This is a genomic window from Kutzneria kofuensis, from assembly GCF_014203355.1.
In the GTDB taxonomy this organism is placed as follows: Bacteria; Actinomycetota; Actinomycetes; order Mycobacteriales; family Pseudonocardiaceae; genus Kutzneria; species Kutzneria kofuensis.
Window position 1 is genome coordinate 7,312,780 of the sequence record NZ_JACHIR010000001.1, and the last position, 19,487, is coordinate 7,332,266.

20 protein-coding genes are annotated in these 19,487 nt (G+C 71.0%); 13 read left to right on the top strand and 7 right to left on the bottom strand.

The features are described from left to right. Window positions 1-61: 61 nt before the first annotated feature. The 7 genes from hsaA (at window position 62) to BJ998_RS33440 (ending at window position 7,906) form a co-directional block, all read left to right on the top strand. Window positions 62-1,228, top strand: coding sequence for a 3-hydroxy-9,10-secoandrosta-1,3,5(10)-triene-9,17-dione monooxygenase oxygenase subunit (gene hsaA, locus BJ998_RS33410; protein ID WP_184867301.1), 1,167 nt, complete (start codon window positions 62-64; stop codon window positions 1,226-1,228). Next, window positions 1,225-2,049 (top strand): 4,5:9,10-diseco-3-hydroxy-5,9,17-trioxoandrosta-1(10),2-diene-4-oate hydrolase, encoded by an 825-nt coding sequence (gene hsaD, locus BJ998_RS33415; protein ID WP_184867302.1) that lies wholly within the window; start codon window positions 1,225-1,227, stop codon window positions 2,047-2,049. Before hsaA ends, hsaD begins: the two co-directional genes overlap by 4 nt. Window position 2,050: 1 nt before the next feature. Next, window positions 2,051-2,950: an iron-dependent extradiol dioxygenase HsaC gene (gene hsaC / locus BJ998_RS33420; RefSeq protein WP_184867303.1), complete on the top strand. Its 900-nt coding sequence runs from the start codon at window positions 2,051-2,053 to the stop codon at window positions 2,948-2,950. After that, window positions 2,951-3,478: a 3-hydroxy-9,10-secoandrosta-1,3,5(10)-triene-9,17-dione monooxygenase reductase subunit gene (gene hsaB / locus BJ998_RS33425; RefSeq protein WP_184867304.1), complete on the top strand. Its 528-nt coding sequence runs from the start codon at window positions 2,951-2,953 to the stop codon at window positions 3,476-3,478. A 79-nt stretch (window positions 3,479-3,557) separates the two neighbouring features. Further along, window positions 3,558-4,790, top strand: a complete 1,233-nt coding sequence (locus tag BJ998_RS33430) for a cytochrome P450 (protein ID WP_184867305.1) — start codon at window positions 3,558-3,560, stop codon at window positions 4,788-4,790. A gap of 16 nt (window positions 4,791-4,806) precedes the next feature. Further along, the gene (locus tag BJ998_RS33435; protein WP_184867306.1) at window positions 4,807-5,001 is read left to right on the top strand and encodes a ferredoxin; all 195 of its coding nucleotides are present in this window, start codon (window positions 4,807-4,809) and stop codon (window positions 4,999-5,001) included. A 100-nt stretch (window positions 5,002-5,101) separates the two neighbouring features. Further along, window positions 5,102-7,906, top strand: coding sequence for an AfsR/SARP family transcriptional regulator (locus tag BJ998_RS33440; RefSeq protein WP_184867307.1), 2,805 nt, complete (start codon window positions 5,102-5,104; stop codon window positions 7,904-7,906). 22 nt (window positions 7,907-7,928) lie between these two features. Here BJ998_RS33440 and BJ998_RS33445 read toward each other — a convergent pair whose 3' ends face one another. Then, the gene (locus tag BJ998_RS33445) at window positions 7,929-8,504 is read right to left on the bottom strand and encodes a TetR/AcrR family transcriptional regulator (RefSeq protein WP_184867308.1); all 576 of its coding nucleotides are present in this window, start codon (window positions 8,502-8,504) and stop codon (window positions 7,929-7,931) included. Further along, window positions 8,497-9,510, bottom strand: coding sequence for an agarase (locus BJ998_RS33450; protein WP_184867309.1), 1,014 nt, complete (start codon window positions 9,508-9,510; stop codon window positions 8,497-8,499). The genes BJ998_RS33445 and BJ998_RS33450 overlap by 8 nt, the downstream gene beginning before the upstream one ends. A gap of 109 nt (window positions 9,511-9,619) precedes the next feature. Here BJ998_RS33450 and BJ998_RS33455 point away from each other — a divergent pair, with 109 nt between their 5' ends. The 4 genes from BJ998_RS33455 to BJ998_RS33470 all read left to right on the top strand — a co-directional run bounded on the left by BJ998_RS33455 (window position 9,620) and on the right by BJ998_RS33470 (window position 13,014). Beyond that, entirely contained in the window at window positions 9,620-10,354 is a 735-nt protein-coding gene (locus BJ998_RS33455; RefSeq protein WP_184867310.1) for a sugar phosphate isomerase/epimerase family protein, read from the top strand. Further along, window positions 10,351-11,445 (top strand): Gfo/Idh/MocA family protein, encoded by a 1,095-nt coding sequence (locus BJ998_RS33460; RefSeq protein WP_312890444.1) that lies wholly within the window; start codon window positions 10,351-10,353, stop codon window positions 11,443-11,445. The genes BJ998_RS33455 and BJ998_RS33460 overlap by 4 nt, the downstream gene beginning before the upstream one ends. Before the next feature lie 202 nt (window positions 11,446-11,647). Beyond that, the gene (locus BJ998_RS33465; protein WP_184867311.1) at window positions 11,648-12,214 is read left to right on the top strand and encodes an RNA polymerase sigma factor; all 567 of its coding nucleotides are present in this window, start codon (window positions 11,648-11,650) and stop codon (window positions 12,212-12,214) included. Continuing rightward, window positions 12,211-13,014 (top strand): hypothetical protein, encoded by an 804-nt coding sequence (locus BJ998_RS33470; protein ID WP_184867312.1) that lies wholly within the window; start codon window positions 12,211-12,213, stop codon window positions 13,012-13,014. Before BJ998_RS33465 ends, BJ998_RS33470 begins: the two co-directional genes overlap by 4 nt. 78 nt (window positions 13,015-13,092) lie before the next feature. On the opposite strand, the gene BJ998_RS33475 is transcribed toward BJ998_RS33470, so the two are convergent. After that, window positions 13,093-13,488 (bottom strand): DUF6069 family protein, encoded by a 396-nt coding sequence (locus tag BJ998_RS33475; RefSeq protein ID WP_184867313.1) that lies wholly within the window; start codon window positions 13,486-13,488, stop codon window positions 13,093-13,095. Between the two features lie 166 nt (window positions 13,489-13,654). Next, a complete protein-coding gene (locus BJ998_RS33480; protein ID WP_184867314.1) occupies window positions 13,655-14,257 on the bottom strand; it encodes a TetR/AcrR family transcriptional regulator in 603 nt (200 codons plus the stop codon). A gap of 94 nt (window positions 14,258-14,351) precedes the next feature. Between BJ998_RS33480 and BJ998_RS33485 the strand changes: the two genes are divergently transcribed. Next, window positions 14,352-15,119, top strand: coding sequence for a DeoR/GlpR family DNA-binding transcription regulator (locus BJ998_RS33485; protein ID WP_184867315.1), 768 nt, complete (start codon window positions 14,352-14,354; stop codon window positions 15,117-15,119). After that, a complete protein-coding gene (locus tag BJ998_RS33490) occupies window positions 15,119-16,321 on the top strand; it encodes an MFS transporter (RefSeq protein WP_246488707.1) in 1,203 nt (400 codons plus the stop codon). The genes BJ998_RS33485 and BJ998_RS33490 overlap by 1 nt, the downstream gene beginning before the upstream one ends. Here the strand turns inward: BJ998_RS33490 and BJ998_RS33495 are convergent. The 3 genes from BJ998_RS33495 to BJ998_RS33505 form a co-directional block, all read right to left on the bottom strand. Next, window positions 16,297-18,144: a maleylacetate reductase and hydroxyquinol 1,2-dioxygenase domain-containing protein gene (locus tag BJ998_RS33495; protein ID WP_184867316.1), complete on the bottom strand. Its 1,848-nt coding sequence runs from the start codon at window positions 18,142-18,144 to the stop codon at window positions 16,297-16,299. The genes BJ998_RS33490 and BJ998_RS33495 overlap by 25 nt on opposite strands. A 3-nt stretch (window positions 18,145-18,147) precedes the next feature. Then, window positions 18,148-18,702 (bottom strand): NADPH-dependent FMN reductase, encoded by a 555-nt coding sequence (locus tag BJ998_RS33500; RefSeq protein WP_184867317.1) that lies wholly within the window; start codon window positions 18,700-18,702, stop codon window positions 18,148-18,150. 104 nt (window positions 18,703-18,806) lie between these two features. After that, window positions 18,807-19,451, bottom strand: a complete 645-nt coding sequence (locus BJ998_RS33505; protein ID WP_184867318.1) for a class I SAM-dependent methyltransferase — start codon at window positions 19,449-19,451, stop codon at window positions 18,807-18,809. Between the last annotated feature and the right edge of the window lie 36 nt (window positions 19,452-19,487).

Genomic DNA, 19,487 nt, shown 5'->3' on the forward strand with positions numbered 1-19,487 from the left:
TGGCGTCGGATGGCTACCGTCAGCGGTCGACACAAACGAGAACACGTTCTAGTCTAGGTCCATGAGCGAGCAGGTGACCGCGGCGGTCCGGGATGTCCTGCCGGCGCTGCGTGAGCGGGCCCAGGAGGCCGAGGACCGCAGGCGGGTGCCGGACGAGTCGATCAAGGCCTTGCAGCTGGCCGGCGTGTTCAAGCTGCTGCAGCCGGCCCGCTACGGCGGGTTCGAGGCGGACCCGGTCACGTTCTACGAGACGATCCGGGCGATCGCCGGCGCCTGCGGGTCGACCGGCTGGGTCAGCTCCGTGGTCGGCATCCATCCCTGGCAGCTGGGACTGTTCCCGGACGAGGCGCAGCGCGAGGTCTGGGGCGAGGACCCGGACAGCCGCATCTCGTCCTCGTACGCGCCGACCGGCCGGGCCGAGCTGGTCGACGGCGGCTACGAGCTGACCGGCCGCTGGAGCTTCTCCTCGGGCTGCGACCACGCGTCCTGGGTGTTCCTCGGCGGCGTCGTCACCGGCGAGGGCGGCAAGCAGGTCGACTTCTGCACGTTTCTGTTGCCGCGCAAGGACTATGTCATCGAGGACGTGTGGGACACGGTCGGCCTGCGCGGCACCGGCAGCAACGACGTCATCGTGGACAAGGTGTTCGTGCCCAGGCATCGGGCGCTGAGCTTCGCCGACACGTCGAAATGCGTGTGCCCGGGCCAGGAGGTCAACACCTCGCCGCTGTACAAGCTGCCGTTCGCCTCGCTGTTCTCCTACGCCATCACCACGCCGATCATCGGCATGGCCACCGGCGCCTACGAGGCCCACGTCGCCCACATGGCGGCCCGGGTTCGCGTGTCCTACAAGGGAGAACGCTCCAACGAGGACCCGTTCGCCAAGGTCCGCATCGCCCACGCGGCCGGTGAGATCGACGCGGCCTGGTTGCAGCTCAAGCACAACATGACCGAGCTGATGGACCTGGCCAACCGCGGCGAGCGGATTCCCCTGCCGCTCCGGCTGCGCATCCGCCGTGACCAGGTCCGCGGCACGGGCCGGGCCATCGAGGCGATCGACCTGCTGTTCGAGAACTCCGGCGGCCGGGCGCTGCGGGTCGGCACGCCGATCCAGCGGTTCTGGCGGGACGCCCACGCCGGCCGTGTGCACGCCATCAACGACCCCGAGCGCGCGCTGGCCATGTTCGGCAACGGCGAGTTCGGCATCCCGGTGCAGGACGCCATGCTATGACGTACACCGAGAAGTGTCAGATCCGGCTCCACTTCCACGAGGCCGGCGCCGGCAAACCGTTGGTGCTGCTGCACGGCGGCGGACCGGGCGCGTCGGCGTGGAGCAACTTCGGCCGCAACATCCCGGTGTTCGCCAAGCACTTCCGGGTGATCGCGCCGGACCAGCCCGGCTTCGGGCTGTCCGACAAGCCGACCGAGCACGGCCAGTACTTCACGCACAGCGCCGACGCCCTGAAGGCCCTGCTGGACGAACTCGGGGTCGACAAGGCCGATCTGCTGGGGAATTCCCTCGGAGGCGGCACGGCCGTGCGGTTCGCGCTGAAGTACCCCGACCGCGCCGGCCGGCTGGTGCTGATGGCTCCGGGCGGCCTCGGTCTCAACGTCTTCGCGCCGGACCCGACCGAAGGCGTGAAACGGCTGGGGGCCTTCGGCGCGTCGCCGACGCGTGACGCGCTCAAGGCGTTCCTCAAGACCCTCGTCTTCGACCAGAAGATGATCACCGACGAGCTGGTGGACGAGCGCTTCGAGTACGCCAAGCAGCCGGAGTCGCTGAAGGCCATGGCCGCCATGGGCGCCTCCTTCTCCCGGCCGGACACCTTCGAGGAAGGCATGCTCTGGCGCGAGGCGCACCGGCTCCGGCAGCGGGTGCTGCTGGTCTGGGGCCGTGAGGACCGGGTCAACCCGCTGGACGGGGCACTGGTGGCGCTGAAGCTGATCCGCCGCGCCCAGCTGCACGTGTTCGGCGGCTGCGGGCACTGGGCGCAGCTGGAGAAGTTCGACGAGTTCAACCGGCTCGCCATCGACTTCCTGAGCGAGGACTGAGATGGGCATCAGGTCATTGGGCTACCTGCGGATCGAGGCCACGGACGTGCCGGCGTGGCGCGAGTACGGCCTCAAGGTGCTGGGCATGGTGGAGGGCAGGGGCAGCGATCCCGAGGCCCTCTACCTGCGCATGGACGACTTCCCGGCGCGCCTGGTGATCTTCCCCGGTGAGCGGGACCGGCTCGCCCAGGCCGGCTGGGAGGTGGCGAACGAGGGCGAGCTGGCCGAGGTCGCCGCGGCGCTGGACGCCGCGGGCGTGGCGGTGGAGAAGGCCAGCGACGCCGATCTCGCCGACCGCAAGGTGGCCGGGCTGATCCGCTTCGACGACCCGTCCGGCAACACGCTGGAGGTCTTCCACGGCGCCGCGCTGCAACACCGGCGCGTGGTCAGCCCGTACGGGCACACCTTCGTGACGGGCGAGCAGGGCCTGGGGCACGTGGTGCTGAGCACCCGTGACGACGAGGAGGCGCTGCACTTCTACCGGGACGTGCTCGGCTTCAAGCTCCGTGACTCGATGCGGCTGCCGCCGCAGCTGGTCGGCCGCCCGGCCGACGGCCCGCCGGCGTGGCTGCGGTTCTTCGGCTGCAACCCGCGCCACCACAGCCTGGCGTTCCTGCCGATGCCGACGCCGAGCGGCATCGTGCACCTGATGATCGAGGTCGGCAACGCCGACGACGTGGGCCTGGCGATGGACCGGGCGGCGCGGCGCAAGGTGCCGATGTCGGCGACGCTGGGCCGGCACGTCAACGACCTGATGCTGTCGTTCTACATGAAGACGCCCGGCGGCTTCGACGTCGAGTTCGGCACCGAGGGCCGGCAGGTCGAGGACGAGACCTGGATCGCGCGGGAGAGCACGGCGGTCAGCCTGTGGGGTCACGACTTCGGCGTGGGCAGCCGGTAGATGGACCGGTTCCGCACGGTACTCGGGCACTTCTGCACCGGTGTGACCGTGGTCACGACCATCGCGGGCGACGTGCCGGTCGGCTTCGCCTGCCAGTCGTTCGCGGCGCTGTCGCTGGACCCGCCGCTGGTGCTGTTCTGCCCGGATCGGCGGTCCGGCACCTGGCCGGCGATCCGGGACTCGGGCGTGTTCTGCGTGAACGTGCTGGCCGAGGACCAGCGCGAGGTCTCCCGGCTGTTCGGCACCCGCGGCGCGGACCGGTTCAGCGGCACCGCGTGGCGGCCGTCGCCGGGCGGCTGCCCGGTGCTGGACGGCGTGCTGACCTGGATCGACTGCAAGGTCGAGGACGTGCACGACGCCGGCGACCATCACATGGTGGTCGGCCGGGTGACCGAGCTGGGCGAATGCCGCGACGGGCAGCCGCTGCTGTTCTACCGGGGCGCCTACGCGGCCACCGACTCCCGCTATCCCGTCGACGGCGAACTGGACAATCTTCTCACCTGGTCACGGAGTGCCGACTGGCTGTAGCGATATATGTGGACGATTTCCCTCCGCTTGGGTACGTTGGTTGTAACAGGCAACTGTGACGACCTGGGGAGTGCGTCCGATGACCGAGATGCTCGAGACAGACCTGCCGTCGTTCCCGATGGCCCGCGAGTGCCCGATGCACCCGCCGGCCGAGTACCGGGAGATCCGCAAGCAGGAACCGGTCAGCCGGGTGCGCATGCCCGACGGCCAGATCGCCTGGCTGGTCACCGGCCACGAGCTGAGCCGCCAGCTGCTGGCCGACCCGCGGGTCAGCTCCGACCGGCTGCACCCGAACTTCCCGCTGGCGCTCACCACCGAGCAGCGCAAGGCGTTCCAGGACAACAACCGGCTCAACTTCCGCCGGTCCATGATCGGCCTGGACGCGCCGCAGCACGGCGTCCACCGCAAGATGCTGATCAGCGAGTTCTCCGTGCGCCGGATCGCGTCGATGCGCCCGCGCATCCAGGAGATCGTCGACCAGTCCATCGACGACCTGCTGGCCGCCGAGCAGCCGGCCGACCTGGTCGAGCACATCTCGCTGGCCGTGCCGTCGCTGGTGATCTGCGAGCTGCTCGGCGTGCCCTACGAGCAGCGGCACGGCTTCCACGAGTGGACCCGCAAGCTGATCAGCCGCACCACGTCCGGCGTCGAGCGCCGCGAGGCCGCCGAGGCGCTCAACGACTTCCTCGACGACCTGGTCACCCGCAAGGAGCAGGGTGAGCCGACGGACGACGTGATCGGCCGGCTCATCGCGCGCAACCGCGAGACCCCGGTGATGACACACGAGGAGATCGTCGGCACCGCGATCCTGCTGCTGATCGCCGGCCACGAGACCACCGCCAACATGATCTCGCTCGGCACCGTGGCGCTGCTGGAGAACCCGGAGCAGAAGGCGCAGATCGTGGCCGACTCGTCGCTGCTGCCCTCGGCCATCGAGGAGATGCTGCGCTACTTCACCATCGTGGAGAGCGCGACGGCCCGCGTGGCCACCGCCGACATCGAGCTCGGCGGCGTGACCATCCGCAAGGACGAGGGCGTCATCGTGTCCGGCCTGGCCGCGGACTGGGACGAGACCGTCTTCGAGCACCCGGACCAGCTGGACTTCACCCGCGGCGCGCGGCACCACGTGGCCTTCGGCTACGGCGTGCACCAGTGCCTCGGGCAGAACCTGGCCCGGCTGGAACTCGAGATCGTCTTCGAGACGTTGTTCCGGCGGGTGCCTACGCTGGCGTTGGCCGTGCCGGCGGCCGATCTGCCGTACAAGGACGACGCCGGCATCTACGGTATCTACCGGGTTCCGGTGCACTTCTGAGGGAAGAGGCAACACCATGCACATCACCGCGGACAGGGAGCGGTGCGTCGGCGCCGGCCAGTGCGTGCTGGCCGCGCCCGCCGTGTTCGACCAGGACGACGACGGCCTGGTCGCGCCGCTGACGCTGGATCCGGGGTCGGGGGAGCAGGAGGCCGTCCGGCAGGCGGTCAACGTGTGCCCATCTGCGGCCATCTGGATCGACAAGGAGTGACCGCTGCCATCGGCCGGCCGGGCTAAATCACCAGGACGTGTCCTGATTACACCCGGCTGGCCGATGGAGTGCCTGCTCTGCGGGGTCGATCTGTGCCTTCGTGTCCGACGACATCAGAGTCCGGGTGCTCGGCCCCGTCGAGATCGCCGGCCCGCACGGGCCCGTCGCGCTGCGGGGCAGGGGGCACCGAACCCTGCTGGCGCGGCTCGCGCTGCGCCCCGGCCAGCCCGTCGCCTCGTCCGCGCTGATCGACGCCCTGTGGGACCACGCGCCGCCGACCGCGCCCAAGACGCTGCGCAGCCACGTCGCCCACATGCGCCGCGACCTGCGCGCCGCCGACGTGCTGAACATGATCGTGACCCGGGATCCCGGGTATCTGCTGCGCATCCCGCCGTTCTCGGTGGACGTCGTGCGCTTCGAGTCGCTGGCTCGCCGCGGGCGTCAGGCGCTGTCCGGCGGTGATCACCGAGCCGCCGCCGACCAGCTGCAGGCCGCGTTGGCGCTGTGGCGTGGGGACGCGCTGGGGGACTGCCGGCAGGGCCAGTGGGTACGGCAGGAGGCGGCGCGGCTGGGGGATGCCCGGTTGGACGCCCAGGAGGACCTGATCGGGGCCGAGCTGGCGCTGGGCCGGCACGGCGAGGTGCTGGGGGAGCTGTCCGGGCTGGTCGTGACCCATCCGTTCCGGGAACGGTTGTGGGAGCTGCTGATGCTGGCGCTGTACCGGTCCGGGCGGCAGGCGGAGGCGCTGGCGGCCTTCCGCCGGGCGCGGTCGACGCTGGTCGAGCAGTTGGGCGTGGAGCCGGGGACCCGGTTGCGGCAGCTGGAGACCGCCATTCTCGCCGAGGAGCCGGTGCAGGAACCTCCGGTGTCCTTGCAGGCCGTCGTCTCCGGCCTGCCGGCGGAGTTGACGAGCTTTGTCGGCCGTGAGGAGGAACTGGCCAAGCTCGGTGGGATGTTCGCCGGCGGGCGGCTGGTGACCTTGGTCGGGACCGGTGGTGTCGGGAAGAGCCGGCTGGCACTGCGGTGTGCGGGTCAGCTGGGGGCGTCCGTGCACGGCGGGGTGCGGTTGGTGGAGCTGGCCGGGCTGCGCGACCGGGCGCTCGTGCCGCATGCCGTGGCCGAGGCGCTCGGCGTGCGGGATCAGTCCGGCCGGCCCCTCGCGGACGTTCTGGTCGACGTGCTGCGGGACCAGGATGTGTTGGTGGTGCTGGACAACTGCGAGCACCTGCTGGACGCCTGCGCCGACTTCGTCTCGGCGTTGCTGCGGGGTTGCCCGCGCCTGTTGATGCTGGTGACGAGCCGTCAGCCGCTGGGCGTCGAGGGTGAGCAGGTGCTGATCGTGCCGCCGATGCCCGTGGAGCACGCGGCGATGCGGCTGTTCGCGGAGCGGGCCCGTGCCGTGGTCGCCGACTTTGCCGTGACGGCCGACAATGTGCGGGTCGTGGAGAGCCTGTGCCGGCTGCTGGACGGCATTCCGCTGGCCATCGAGCTGGCGACCCTGGTGTTGCGGACCCTGTCGCCGGAGCAGATTCTGTCCCGTTTGGACGATCGCTTCGCGCTGCTGAGCGGGGCCCGGCGGGGCGTGATGGCCCGGCACCAGACGATGCGGGCCGCCGTGGAGTGGAGCTTCGAGCTGTGCACGCCGGCGGAACGCCAGTTGTGGAGCCAGTTGTCCGTGTTCGCCGGCAGCTTCGACCTGGAGGCCGTCGAGCAGGTGTGCGACGGTGATTTCGCCCAGGTGGCCCGGCTGGTCGACAAGTCCGTGCTGTCGTCGCGGACCGTCCGAGGTGTCGTGCGATACCGGCTGCTGGAGACGCTGCGGCAGTTCGGCGCGGAGCGACTGCTGGCCGATGGCTGCACGGAGTCGTTGCGGCGTAAGCATCTCGTCTGGTGCCAGCGGCTGGCGTCGTGGGGCGAGCGGGAGTGGTTCGGCCCCAACCAGGCGCTGGTGTTCTCCCGCATCCATGCCGACCGCGCCAATTTCCGTGCCGCGCTGGAGTTCTGCCTCGAATCCGATCCGGCCGCCGGCCTCCGGCTGGCCGGCACCCTGTGGTTCTACTGGATCGGCTGCGGGGTGTTCGCCGAGGGCCGTCGCTGGCTCGACGCCCTGCTGCGGCTTCCCTTTCGTGGCGTCGAGCGGCACAAGGCGTTATGGGTCAACGGATACGTTGCCACCTTGCAGGGCGACACCGAAGCCGCCGTTGGTCTGCTCGACGAGTGTCGGGCCCAGTCCGACGACTTCGTGGCGCTGGCCTACGCCACCTATGTCCGTGGCGCCGCTGCCGTCTTCGACGACGACCTGACCACCGGCTCCGACCTGCTCGCCGAGGCCAACCACGCCCTGACCCGCCTCGGCGAGCTCGACAGCAACGTCGTCATGACCAAGGTCGCCCTGGCGATCACCGCCGCCTTCGCCGGCGATCTTCCCTCCGCCGTCGCGCTGGCCCAGGAGGCCCACGCCGTCGCCGAGCACCACGGCGAGCAGTGGGCCCTCGCCTACGCCCACTACGTGCTCGCCTTCGCCGCCTGCCTCCAGGGAGCGTTGGCTCAGGCCATCGCCCACGCCAAGAAGTGTCTCGCCGTCAAGCAGACCTTCAACGACCTGCTCGGCATCGCCGTCTCCGTTGAGCTTCTGGCTCTGCTCGCCACCATGTCCGGCGACCCCGACCGCGCCGCCACCCTGTTGGGCGCCGCCGCCAACATCTGGCCGCGTGTCGGCGTGCCGTTGTTCGGCTCCCGCAACTTCGCCGCTCCCCACGAGCAGTGCGAACAGCTTGCCCGCCAAGCCCTCGGCGACCGCCGGTTCGAGCTGGCCTTCGTTGCCGGCACCCGCCTGTCCATCGACCAGGCCGTGGCCACGGCCCTGAACTCCGGCGAGTCACGCTCTGGAGCACACCGAATGTAGGTTTCGGGCATATGCCTCAGACTTACATTCGGTCTGCCTGAGAGCGTGACTCGCGAGGGTTGGAGCGGGCCAGTAGGGCGGCGTCGACGACCCGGTCGGCGAAGGAGTGGTCGATGGGGGCGTGCCCGGTGAGCAGCCGGTAGTGCAGCGGCGCGAACACGAGGTCCAGCACCAGATCCGCATCGCCGTCCGTGATCAGCGCCCGCAGCGGCTCGCGCCGGGGCTCGAACCAGTGCTCGCGCAGTGCCGCACCCAGCTCCGGATCCTGCTGCGCGGCCCCGATGAGCTCACGCAGCAACGTGCCGAGCCGCGTGCCGACGTAGAGGTCGACGAAGTGCCGGGCGTGGGCGCGCAACGCCTCCGCCAGGCCGACCGGGTTGCCGAGCGGCGGAGTGCTGCGCGCACGGGCCAGGAAGGCCTCCAGCGCAACGGCATTCTTGTTCGGCCACCAGCGGTAGATGGTGCGCTTGCCGACGCCCGCCTGCGCGGCGATGGCGTCGACGCTGACGGCCGGCCAGCCCCCGTCGACGAGAAGTTGCCACGTGGCGTCCAGAATCGCCTGGTGCACCTGGGGATTGCGGCGCGACTGGTCAGGCACGGCCGTTCACCTCCGCGATCCGCTCCACCAGCTCGGCGTACGGCTCGTCCCACGGATCCTTCAAACCGAAGCCCCGCTGCGGATTCTCCACGTAGCTGCACCAGTGCCAGCCGAGGATCCAGTCCTCGGCGGCGAACGTCGTCGCCAGCAGTTCGTAGCCGTCGGCCCGCGCCGCCTGGTCCGGCTCGCTGCCGGTCCGATGTGGACTCATCGTCGTCGGGCACCAGTTCCCCGTGTCCGCGATCAGCACCGGCAGCCCGGTTCGTTCGTGCCACCGGCCGATCGTCTCCATCGCCGGCTCCACCTTGCGGCCCGGGAACGTCTGCACCGACAACACATCCACATGTTCCGCCGCCGCGTCCAGCACCGCCTCCGGCGCACCGGCCTTGGTGCCGTACCGGTCCCCGAGGATCAGGTGGTTCGGGTCGTGCCGCCGTATCGCCTCCGTCGCCACCCGGTAGTACGCCTGCGCCACCTCTCTCAGCGGCCCTGCCCACCCTCTCCCGCTGTGATGCCCCTCCCACGCCGGCCCGTCCACCAGGAAGTACCCGAGCAGCAACGGATCGTCCGGGCGGCAGATCGTGCGGGCCAGGTGGTCGCAGTACTCGGCGAAGTCCCGCGACCGCGGGTCCCGGTACGCCGGATGTCCGTTCCAGCTCTCGATTTCCGCCACCCGCAACGCCAGCGTGTACGGCATTCCGGCGCCGGCGAGGTCGTCGCCGGGGATGCCGGCGGAGTGTGGCAGGTCCACCGGCGTGCCCGAGGTGCCCAGGCCGGTGCCGCTGACGTACTCCGGCGTCCAGCCGATCGTGGTGAAGCCCCACGAGCGCAGGTCCGGCACGAGCCCCTCGCGCAGCCAGCGCCGCCGCGAACCGCCGTACCGCGAGCGCCAGACCTCCAGATTGTGCGGGTAGCGCAGGTTGGTGTCGTCGGCGTGCGAGATCCCGATGGACCGGAACGGGCGGCCGTCCGGCGAGGTCAGCCGGCCGTCGACGAGTCTGAACATGGCACTGAGGATACGAACCGGTTCGTCTCCCCGCAAATCCTCTGGCGCAGATTTCTACCAACTGGTAGAGATTTGGGGTGACGGCGGTCACCGACACCGAGGAGTTGGGATGAGCGAGCTTTCCGTGCAGCTGTACACGGTCCGCGACAAGTTCGCGGAGGATCCGGCCGCCGTGCTGGCGCGGCTGGCCGAGATCGGGTTCGAGCACGTGGAGCCGTACGGCGTGCTCGAGAACGTCGAGACGCTGCGCAAGGGCCTGCCGGCCAACGGGCTGACCGCGCCGACCGCGCACGCCCGGCTGATCGGCGCGGACCAGCAGGCGGTGTTCGCCGCGGCGGCCGAGCTGGGCATCGACGTGGTGATCGACCCCTTCGTCGGCGCCGAGCACTGGCAGAACGCCGACGACATCGGCGCCACCGCCGACGCGCTGAACGCCGCCGCGAAGCTCGCCGCCGAGCACGGCGTGCGCGTCGGCTACCACAACCACTGGTGGGAGCTGCAGTCCCGGCTCGACGGCCGCAGCGCCTTCGAGGTGTTCGCCGACCAGCTCGACCCCGCGCTCGTGCTCGAGGTCGACACGTACTGGGCGACCGCAGGCGGCGAGAACGCGCCGGAGCTGCTGCGCCGGCTCGGTGACCGGGTGCGGGCCATCCACGTCAAGGACGGCGGCCTGAACACCGACGCCACCGGCCAGGTTCCCGCCGGCCAGGGCCAGGTACCGGTGGCCGAGGTGCTCGCCGCGGCGCCGCAGGCGCTGCGCGTCGTCGAGTTCGACGCGTACGACGGCGACATCTACGAGGGCATCACCGCCAGCCGCGCCTTCGTGCTCGGGCTCGAGCCGTGACCGGGCCCATGGGCGTCGGCGTGATCGGCGCCGGCGTCATCAGCGACACGTACCTGACCAACCTCACCAGCTTCCCCGACGTGCGGGTCCTCGCCGTCGCCGACCTCGACACCACCCGCGCCGCCGCCCAGGCGGCCAAGTTCGGCGTGCCGCGCTCCGGCACGGTCGTGGAGCTGCTCGCCGACCCCGCCATCGAGCTGGTCGTCAACCTGACCGTGCCCAGTGCCCACGTCGACGTCGGGCTGGCGGCGCTGGAGTCCGGCAAGCACGTGTGGGCCGAGAAGCCGCTCGCCCTGGACCGCCAGACGGGGCGGAAGCTGTTGGACCGGGCCCGGGAACGCGGCCTTCGCGTCGCCAGCGCGCCCGACACCGTCCTCGGCGCCGGGCTGCAGACCGCCCGCCGGGCCATCGACGCCGGCGCCATCGGCACCCCGCTGTCCGCGCTCGCCCTGTTCCAGGTGCCGGGTCCGGAGCTCTGGCACCCCTCGCCGGAGTTCCTCTACCAGCCCGGCGCCGGTCCGCTGCTCGACATGGGGCCGTACTACCTGACCACGCTCATCCAGCTGTTCGGTCCCATCCGGCGCGTCACCGGGGCCGGCGCCCGGGCCCGGGAGCGCCGGGTGATCGCCACCGGTCCCAAGGCCGGCACCGAATTCCCGGTGGACGTCCTCACCAACGTCACCGCGCTGATCGAGTTCGAACGCGGCGGCTCCGCCCAGGTCGTGTTCAGCTTCGACTCCGACCTGGTCCGCCGTGGGCTGCTGGAGGTCACCGGCAGTGCCGGCAGCGCCGTGCTGCCCGACCCCAACAGGTTCACCGGCAGCACCGTCCTGCATCTCGGCGCCGACCCCGAAGAGCTAGCCCCGCAAGGACATTCGGCGGAGCGTGGCACCGGCGCCCTGGAGTTGGCCCGCGCGATCCGTGCTGGCGTCCCGGAACGGGCCTCCGGCGAGCTCGCCTACCACGTCCTCGACGCCATGCTGGCCGTCGAGGAGTCGATCACGTTGCAGCATTCGGTGGAGGTGACCAGCACGGTGGAGGTGCCGCCCGCGCTGCCGGCGGAGTGGGATCCGCACGCCGCCACCCTGTGAGTCGCGTATCACGGTGGCCGTAGGCCCCGTTCGTGCGTGACCGTATGGCCGGCGACCCATCGCCATCCACGCGCGAGGCGGGGGTGAAGTGGCCGGGGCAGCCGTTCGGCCAGCCCCGGCCCGTCGGGCCAGCCGCCGCAGTGCGGCGAGACGCCGCTGGCGTGTGCGACACACTCGTACCCGTGGTGGACATGTAGTGGGCATGCGCAACCCTTCCCGTGGCCCGTGCCGCGAGGCCCGCTTCACGTCGCTGTACGAGGCGGCATACGCCGATCTGCTCCGCTTCGCGCAGCGCCGAGTGCATGCCACTCACGCCGAGGACGTGGTCGCGGAGTCCTTTCTCGTGGCCTGGAGGCGCCTGGACGACCTCCCGTCGCGGCGGGACGACGCACGGGCCTGGCTCTTCGGCATCGCCCGCGGAGTCATCCTCAACACCCACCGCGGAGCGGAACGGCAGCGCGCACTCGCGGTGAAACTGGCGGACGTCCCGACCGGTTCCGCGGCCGACGCCGACGCGGACCTCGTCGCCCGTCAGATAGACATCTCCCGCGCGTGGCAACGGCTGTCCGACGTGCACCAGGAAGCGCTGGCTTTGGCCGTACTCGATGGACTCAACGCGCCACAGGCGGCCGCGGTCCTGGGCGTCTCACCCCTCGCGTTCCGGCTGCGGCTGAGCCGGGCCCGCCACGCGCTGCGGCTCAGCCTCGACCATCCGGCCGGCTCCCCGGCCACGCCTGTCCGCACCTACGGAAGGACGCCATCGTCATGACTCGAACCACCGACATGTTCGTCACGCTGCGGACCCTCGACCCCGCCGACGCCGATGTCGACCCGCACAACCCACGCGCCCGCGCCGAACTCGAGCGCATTCTGGCCGTCGATCCCACGCTGCCCCTGGATCACACCCGGGCGAAGGCTCGGCGCCGCCGTGGCGTTCGCCTGGTGGCCGCCACCGCAACGGTCGTCACCGCCGCGGCGGCCCTGGTCATCCTTCCGTCGCTGACGAACGGCGACCGCGCGTTCGCGTCGTGGACCAGCCGGCCGACCGGTCTGTCGGCACAGGCCGCCGCGGACGCGGGGACCGAATGCCGGGATGCCCAGCTGGATGGTCCCGGGGCCGGTCACCACGACGACCTCCAGCACACCGACACAGCCATCGCCGAACGGCGGGGCGAGTGGACCCTGGTGATCCTCGCCGGCGCCAACGGCTTCTCGGCCCTGTGCATCACCGATGAGTCGACCGTCCTGTTCCGGAGCTGGTTCGGTTCCCTCGGCACTCCGGTTGACCACGCCGCATCCGGTCCGCGTGACGTGGTGGCCACCGATCTGGGCACCGGCGCCATAGATGCCGGTGAGCTCTCGGTCGCCGCGGGGTACGCCGGCTCGGACGTGACCGGCGTGACGTACCACAGTGCCGGCCGCGGCCAAGTCGCGGCGACGGTCGCCAAGGGACGTTTCGCCCTTTGGCTGCCCGGCGACGAACTGAAGGACGCCAGCCGCGTGGGCGTCCAGGTCCAGGTGACCTACCGCGACGGCAGCACCGCTACGCGTCGACTCGACCTTCGATGATCGGCCGATGATCGCACCGCAACCCCGACCGACCGGCGCCGAACCGGGTACTGCTTCGTGGCGAACCTCGCCGAGGGGTCAGGCGGACAGGCGGCGGGCGATGGCCGGGATCACGATCGTGGCGGCGACCACGTGAGTCAGCATCAGCAGGGCCTTGGTGGAGGTGGACGCGTCCGCGAGCACATCCGGCACCAGGGACAACGCGGTGAGCGCAATCGTGGCGCGGACGAACACCGGGCGCGGGCGGCGAGCCGTGCGGGCCAGCACGAGGGCGAGCACCAGGCCCACCACCGAGCAGATGGCGGTCAGCACGGCGAACCCCGGCACCGGGATCGGCTCACCGCCGACGGCGAGGCTGATCCCGGCGGCCTCGCCCGCCGCGGCGACGGCCGCGGTCGCCACGGCGGCGACGGCGGTGGCGGTCAGGCCGCCGATGACCAGCGGCTTTGCGGGAGCGGTGGTGATGACGGACATCGCGGGCCTCCGGTGAGTGGCGACCGGCCCGTTGCCGGCCTCTCACCTTGGCGACGAACGAGCCCGACGCCGATCGACACATCCGCGGAAAAATCTTGAAGACGTGGTCGGACCCTCGGAGCCGTCGACGAACGGACGGGTGGGCACGCCGCCGAAGCCGAAGCCCTCAGTCCAGCGGGACCGTCAGCAGCGACTGGAGGTAGAACCGCAGCGAGGCGACGAGGTCCACGGCGTCGGGGGTGGTGAGCCACTGCACCTGAAGGCCGTCCATCAGCGCTATGAAGGTGACGGTGGCCTGGTCGGGGTCGATGCCGGGACGGAGTTCGCCGCTCTCGGCGAGCACGCGGAACGAGTCCCGGACACCGGAGCGGGCCTCGTCGTAGTGGCGCTTGAAGTACTCGTGGGCGGGGTGGTCGGGGGCGACGGCCTCGGCGGCGAGGCGGGTGTAGAGATCGACGATGCCGGGGTGGCGGACGTTGTGGGAGGCCAGCGCCAGGTAGTGGCGGAGAACCTCCAGCCCGGGCGGGGAGGCGAGCTGTTCGCGTTCGGCGTCCTCGGCGTCGCGACGCTCCAGGACGGCGGCGAGCAGGGCCTCCTTGGTGGGGAAGTAGTACAGCAAACCGGCATGGGACATGCCCACCCGCTTGGCGATCTCCCGCAGCGACGCCCCGTGGTAGCCGACCTCGCCGTACACGCCGGCCGCCGCGGAGATGATGTCCTCCCGGCGGATCCGACCCTTCAGGTAGCCCCCGGTGTCGACGGCGCGCATGAAACCATCATGCCGCAGCGGCAAAAGCACAGACGGCGTGACAGATCGAACAACGAACTTGTGCGAATGACCGAGAGGTGGAAACATCCCAGGAGTGAGAGGGGTGGAACGGCAGCGGGTGATCGTCGAGCGGCTCAAGGGCGCGGCGCAGGTGACGGTCGCGGAGCTGGCGATGGTGACGGGCGCGTCCGAAATGACGGTGCGGCGCGACCTGGACGTGCTGGCGGCCCACGGCGTGCTGCGAAGGGTGCACGGCGGCGCGGTGTCGGCGACGCCGTCCGGGGTGGAACCGCCGTTCGCGGCGCGCGCGGTGTCGGCGACGGCGGCGAAACAAGCCATTGCCCAAGCCGCGGTCGAGCTGATCCGGGACGGCGAGACGATCGTGCTCGACAGCGGCACGACGGCGCTGGAGGTGGCCCGCCGGCTGCGCGACCGGGCGGTGACAGTGCTGCCGCTCTCGTTGCACGCGGTGACGGAACTCCTTGACGCGCCAAGGGTTCGGCTGCTGATCCCGGGCGGCGAGCCGAGGCCGGGGGAACTGGCCATGGTGGGCCCGCTGACGTTGAACTCCCTGAAAGCCCTGAGATTCGACGTCGCCGTGCTGAGCCCGTGCGCGTTCAGCCTCGACGCCGGACTCACCGCGTTCGATCTGGACGACGCGGAGGTCAAGCAGCAGGCCCTGGCGGTGTCGGCGCGGACCCTGGCGCTGGTCGACGGCGCGAAGTGGAATCGCGCCGCGCTCGCCCACGTCTGCGCGGCCGACCGGCCCGACGTCGTCGTCACGGACCCGACCGCACCCGAGGACCAGCGCCAGGCGCTGGCCGAACGCGGCGTGCTGGTGCACGTCGCCGAGGAGCATTGATGCCAGACCGAATGACCCTGCCCCCGCGTGCCGCCCGGTTCGCGACCTTCCTCATCTTCGGCCTCAACGGGTTCGGCCTCGGCATGTGGCTGGTGCACCTGCCGAACGTCGAGCACGACATCGGCGTCCCGCACAGCGTGCTGGGCCTGCTGCTGCTCGTGCTCGGCGGCTCGGCGCTGGTCGGCATGCAGGTCGTCGGGCCGCTGGTGGACCGGATCGGCCCACGCCGGCTCACCCCGGCCGCGGCGGCGACGTTCGCGCTGTCGCTGACGGTGCCGGGTTGGCTGACGTCGTGGTGGTCGCTGGGCCTGATCCTGATCGTGATGGGCTTCGCCAACGGCGCGCTGGACGTGTCGATGAACGCGCACGCCGTGGTGGTGGAGCGCGGCTACGACCGGCCGATCATGGCGGCGTTCCACGCGATGTGGTCGGTCGGCGGCGCGCTCGCCGCGGTCGTCGGCGCGGCGGCGCTGAACGCGAACGTGCCGACCGGCGTCACGCTCGGCGTCACCGGCCTGTTCTGCGCGGCGCTGTCACTGTTCGCGGCCCGCTTCACGATCGACGCCGACCACCACCGCCGGACCGAGGAAACCGTTGCCACCGAGGCGAAGCCGGCCCCGAAGGGCCTGGTCTGGATCCTCGGCTTCCTCGCCCTGGCGCTGATGCTGTCCGAGGGTGTCGCCAACGACTGGGCGGCGTTGGAGCTCAAGGGCGTCCTCAACGCCTCGGCCAGTGAGGCCGCGCTCGGCTACGGCGCGTTCGCGGTGGCGATGACCGTCGGCCGCTTCGCCACGGACCGGGTCGCGGCGAAGATCGGCGCGACCCGGATCGTCCGCTACGGGGCGGCGATCGCGGCGATCGGACTGACCATCGCGTCCATTGCCCCGTGGATTCCGTTGGCCCTGGTGGGATACGCGCTGTTCGGCATCGGGCTGTCCGGCGGCGTGCCGCAGTTGTTCACCGCCGCCGGCAACCTCGACCACCGCTCGGCCGGCGCCCTGATGGCCCGGGTCGTCGGCCTCGGCTACGTCGGCCTGCTCGCCGGGCCGGCCGTCATCGGCGGCCTGACCCGGCTGATGCCGCTGAACGCGGCCTTCGCGGTGCCGATCGTCCTGTGCGTGCTGACGGTCGTGTTCGCGTCCGCGCTCGATCCCCGTGAGGACAACGAACTCGTCGATCAGCGGCCGATGCGGAACGTGTAGTCCAGCCGGCGCCAGCCGCCCGTCACCTCGCGCCCGGCGGGCGGCTCGCCCTCGGCCTTCGGGAAGTCCACGATCAGGCCCTGCTTGACGCCGAACACCGTGTCGGAGTCCAGGTACTGGCCGCCCTTGACGAACAGCTGGGTGACCAGCTTGTGGTAGCCAGGGGCGTTGATCATGAAGTGCACGTGCGGCGCGCGGTACGGGTGCCGGTTGGTTCCGCCCAGCATCTGCCCGACCGGCCCGTCCTCGGGCACCGGGTACTCGCGGGGCAGAATCGTCCAGAACTCCAGCCTGCCCTGGTCGTCCGCGACGAACCGGGCGCGCAGCACGGGGCCGTCCAGGTCGGGCAGCTGCACGTCGTAGAAGCCGTCCTTGTCGGACTGCCACACGTCCACGATCGCGCCCGGCACCGGCTTGCCGTCCGTGTCGGTGATCTCGGTCGTGACCCACAGCGGCTCGCCGTCGAGGCCACCGGAGATGTCCGCACCCTGCTCCATCGCGGGCGGACCCTCCACGTAGAACGGTCCGAGCACCGCCGACGGTGTGGTGAGCGGGCTGCGCGAGTTGGTCAGCGCGTCGACGATGCTGGACACGCCGAGCGTGTCGGACAGCAGCACGAACTCCTTGCGCTTGTCGTCGCTGATCTGCCCGGTGCGAGTGAGGAAGTCGATGGCGAACAGCCACTCGTCCTCGGTCAGGTCGTTGTGCACGGCGAAGTGGTGCAGGTGCCGCACCAGGTCGGTGACCAGCTGCTTGAGCCGCTCGTCCGGGGTCTCGTCGAAGCTGCCGATGACCTGCGCGGTCAGCGCGCTCAGGTCGGGAGCGCCCTCCGGCCGCGTGCCGGCCCACGCCGCGCGCAGCACCGACGCCGGTTCGATGCCGTCCAAAGAGGACTCAGGAAGGCCCAGTTCTCGCAACGAGGTGGGGCCGCCGAGCGAGTGCACGAGGTCGTACACGGCGGACGCGGCATCCGGCACGTCGAGCGCCTCGGCCACGCGGGCCAGCGCCTCCGGCGCCTCCTTCTCCTTGTACGCCATGACCTGCGGCAGCATCACCGTGTGCGTCTCGGCGTGCGGCAGATCGAACTGGCCGCCGAGCTGGTGGCAGAGCTTGTGGTGCAGGCCCATGCTGACCGAGGTCATGCAGGTCCCGGCCAGCCAGGCCGATTCGAGCAGCTCGGACCGGGCGTCCACATCGGACGGATTCGCCGCGACCAGTGGCAGCGAGCGCGCGATGCCGCGGATCGCCTGCACCGCAACGGCGTCGACCACCGGGTTGGCCTCCGGCGCGTACAGCGCCTCGACGGCGTGCGCCAGGGCGTTGACCGCGCTGGTCACGGTGGTCGGGACCGGCAGGTCCAGCGTCAGGTCGACGTCGTAGATCACGGTCTCCGGCAGGATGTCCGGCGACCGGCGGGTGGTCTTCCGGCCGTTCTCGGTCTCGCCGAGCACCGGGGTCACCTCGGAGCCGGCGTAGGTCGTGGGCAGGATCACCTGCGGCACGCCGGTGCGCACCGCGAGGGCCTTGGCCAGCCCGGTGGTGGAGCCGCCGCCGACTGCGACGACGCAGTCCGCGGCGGCCGACTTCAACACGTCGAGCGCCTGCGCGGTGACCTCGACGGGGGTGTGCATGCGTGCCCCGTCGAACTGTGCGACGACCAGCTCACCGAGCGCCGCGGCGACCCGCTCGGCGTGCCGCGGCCGGGCCAGCAGCAGGACGCGGGAACCGCCCAGCCGCCGCACCTCCTCGGCGACCGAGGCGACCGTGCCGGCGCCGAATACGACCCTGGTGGGACTGGGGGAGTGCACGAAACCGCGCGTCATGGCTCAGCCTCGGATCTGGTCGTGCAGCGCGGTCAGCAGGTCGCGCAGCAGGTTGATGGTGGTCTCGTCGGTGATGTTGCCGGCGTCGTCGAACCGCTGCGCCGCGCCGAACAGCATCAGCTCGGGCTTGATGACCACGTGCGAGTGCGTCCACAGGAAGACCTGCCGCAGCGCCAACTGCGCCCGCACGGTGCCGAACTGGCTGGGCGAGGCGCCCATGATGGCGATGTGCTTGTGCCGCAGCACCGAGCTGGCGGCCGGGCGGGAGGCCCAGTCCAGCAGGTTCTTCAGGCCGCCCGGGATGGAGTAGTTGTACTCCGGGGTGGCGATCAGCAGCCCGTCGGCGTCGGCGATGGCCAGCCGCAGCCGGGCCACCGCCTCGGGCAGCTGCTCGTCGTTGTCCAGGTCCTGATTGTAGTGCGGCAGCTCGCCGAGGCCCTCGTACACCGTCACGTTCATGCCGGCCGGCGCGTGCTTCTGCGCGTTGCGCAGCAGCGCCGTGTTGAACGAGCCGGCGCGCAGGCTGCCGGAGATGCCGAGGATGTTCAGGTCGGTCACAGGGGCTCCTCACGATTCGACAAGGTCCACCTAAACGCTATCGGGAACCCGGTGCCAGCCCCCATCGCGAGGTGGACCCATTCGGAAAGTTTCGGTGTCCCAGATCACTCCTTGACCGCGCGGACCACCCAGCACGGCAGTGCCGGCCGCTCCCGCGGCGGCCGCCCCACCGCGTCGAAGTAGGCCACCATGGTCAGGCCGTTCGCGATGAGCGTGGCCTCGCCGAAGTCGGTGATGGTCCATCCGTTGTCGGACAATGGCTTTCGAACGTCCTGTTCGGACTGGGGGAACGGCGACGGCAGGCCGTCCACCACCTGGTCGGAGAACGTCAGCAGGTGCAGGACGGCGCCGGGTCGGGTGGCGCGGCGCAGCGCGTGCAGGTGACGGATCCGGTCGGTGTCGTCCAGGCAGTGAAAGAGAGCACAGCTCAACACGGTGTCGAAAGAGGCAGCGTAGCCGGCCAGGTCGGTCGCGTCGGCCACGGCGAATCGGACTCCGCTGTCCGGAAAGCGCTGGCGGGCCTCGGCGATGGCGGTCGGGCTGCTGTCGACCGCCGTCACCCGGAGGCCCTGGCCCGCGACGAACGCCGCGTTGTCACCGAGTCCGCAACCGACGTCGAGCACGTCGCCGCGGAAGTCGAGGCCGGCGATCGCCGGCTGCGGCTGCGCGATGTCCCACGGGATGCCGTTGTGCCGCAGGCCCGGCGCGAGGGGTTCGCCCTGGTAGAAGGCTTCGAAGTCGTGGCTCATGGGCACCAGTCTGCGCCGTGCCCCGCGTATCGGCCT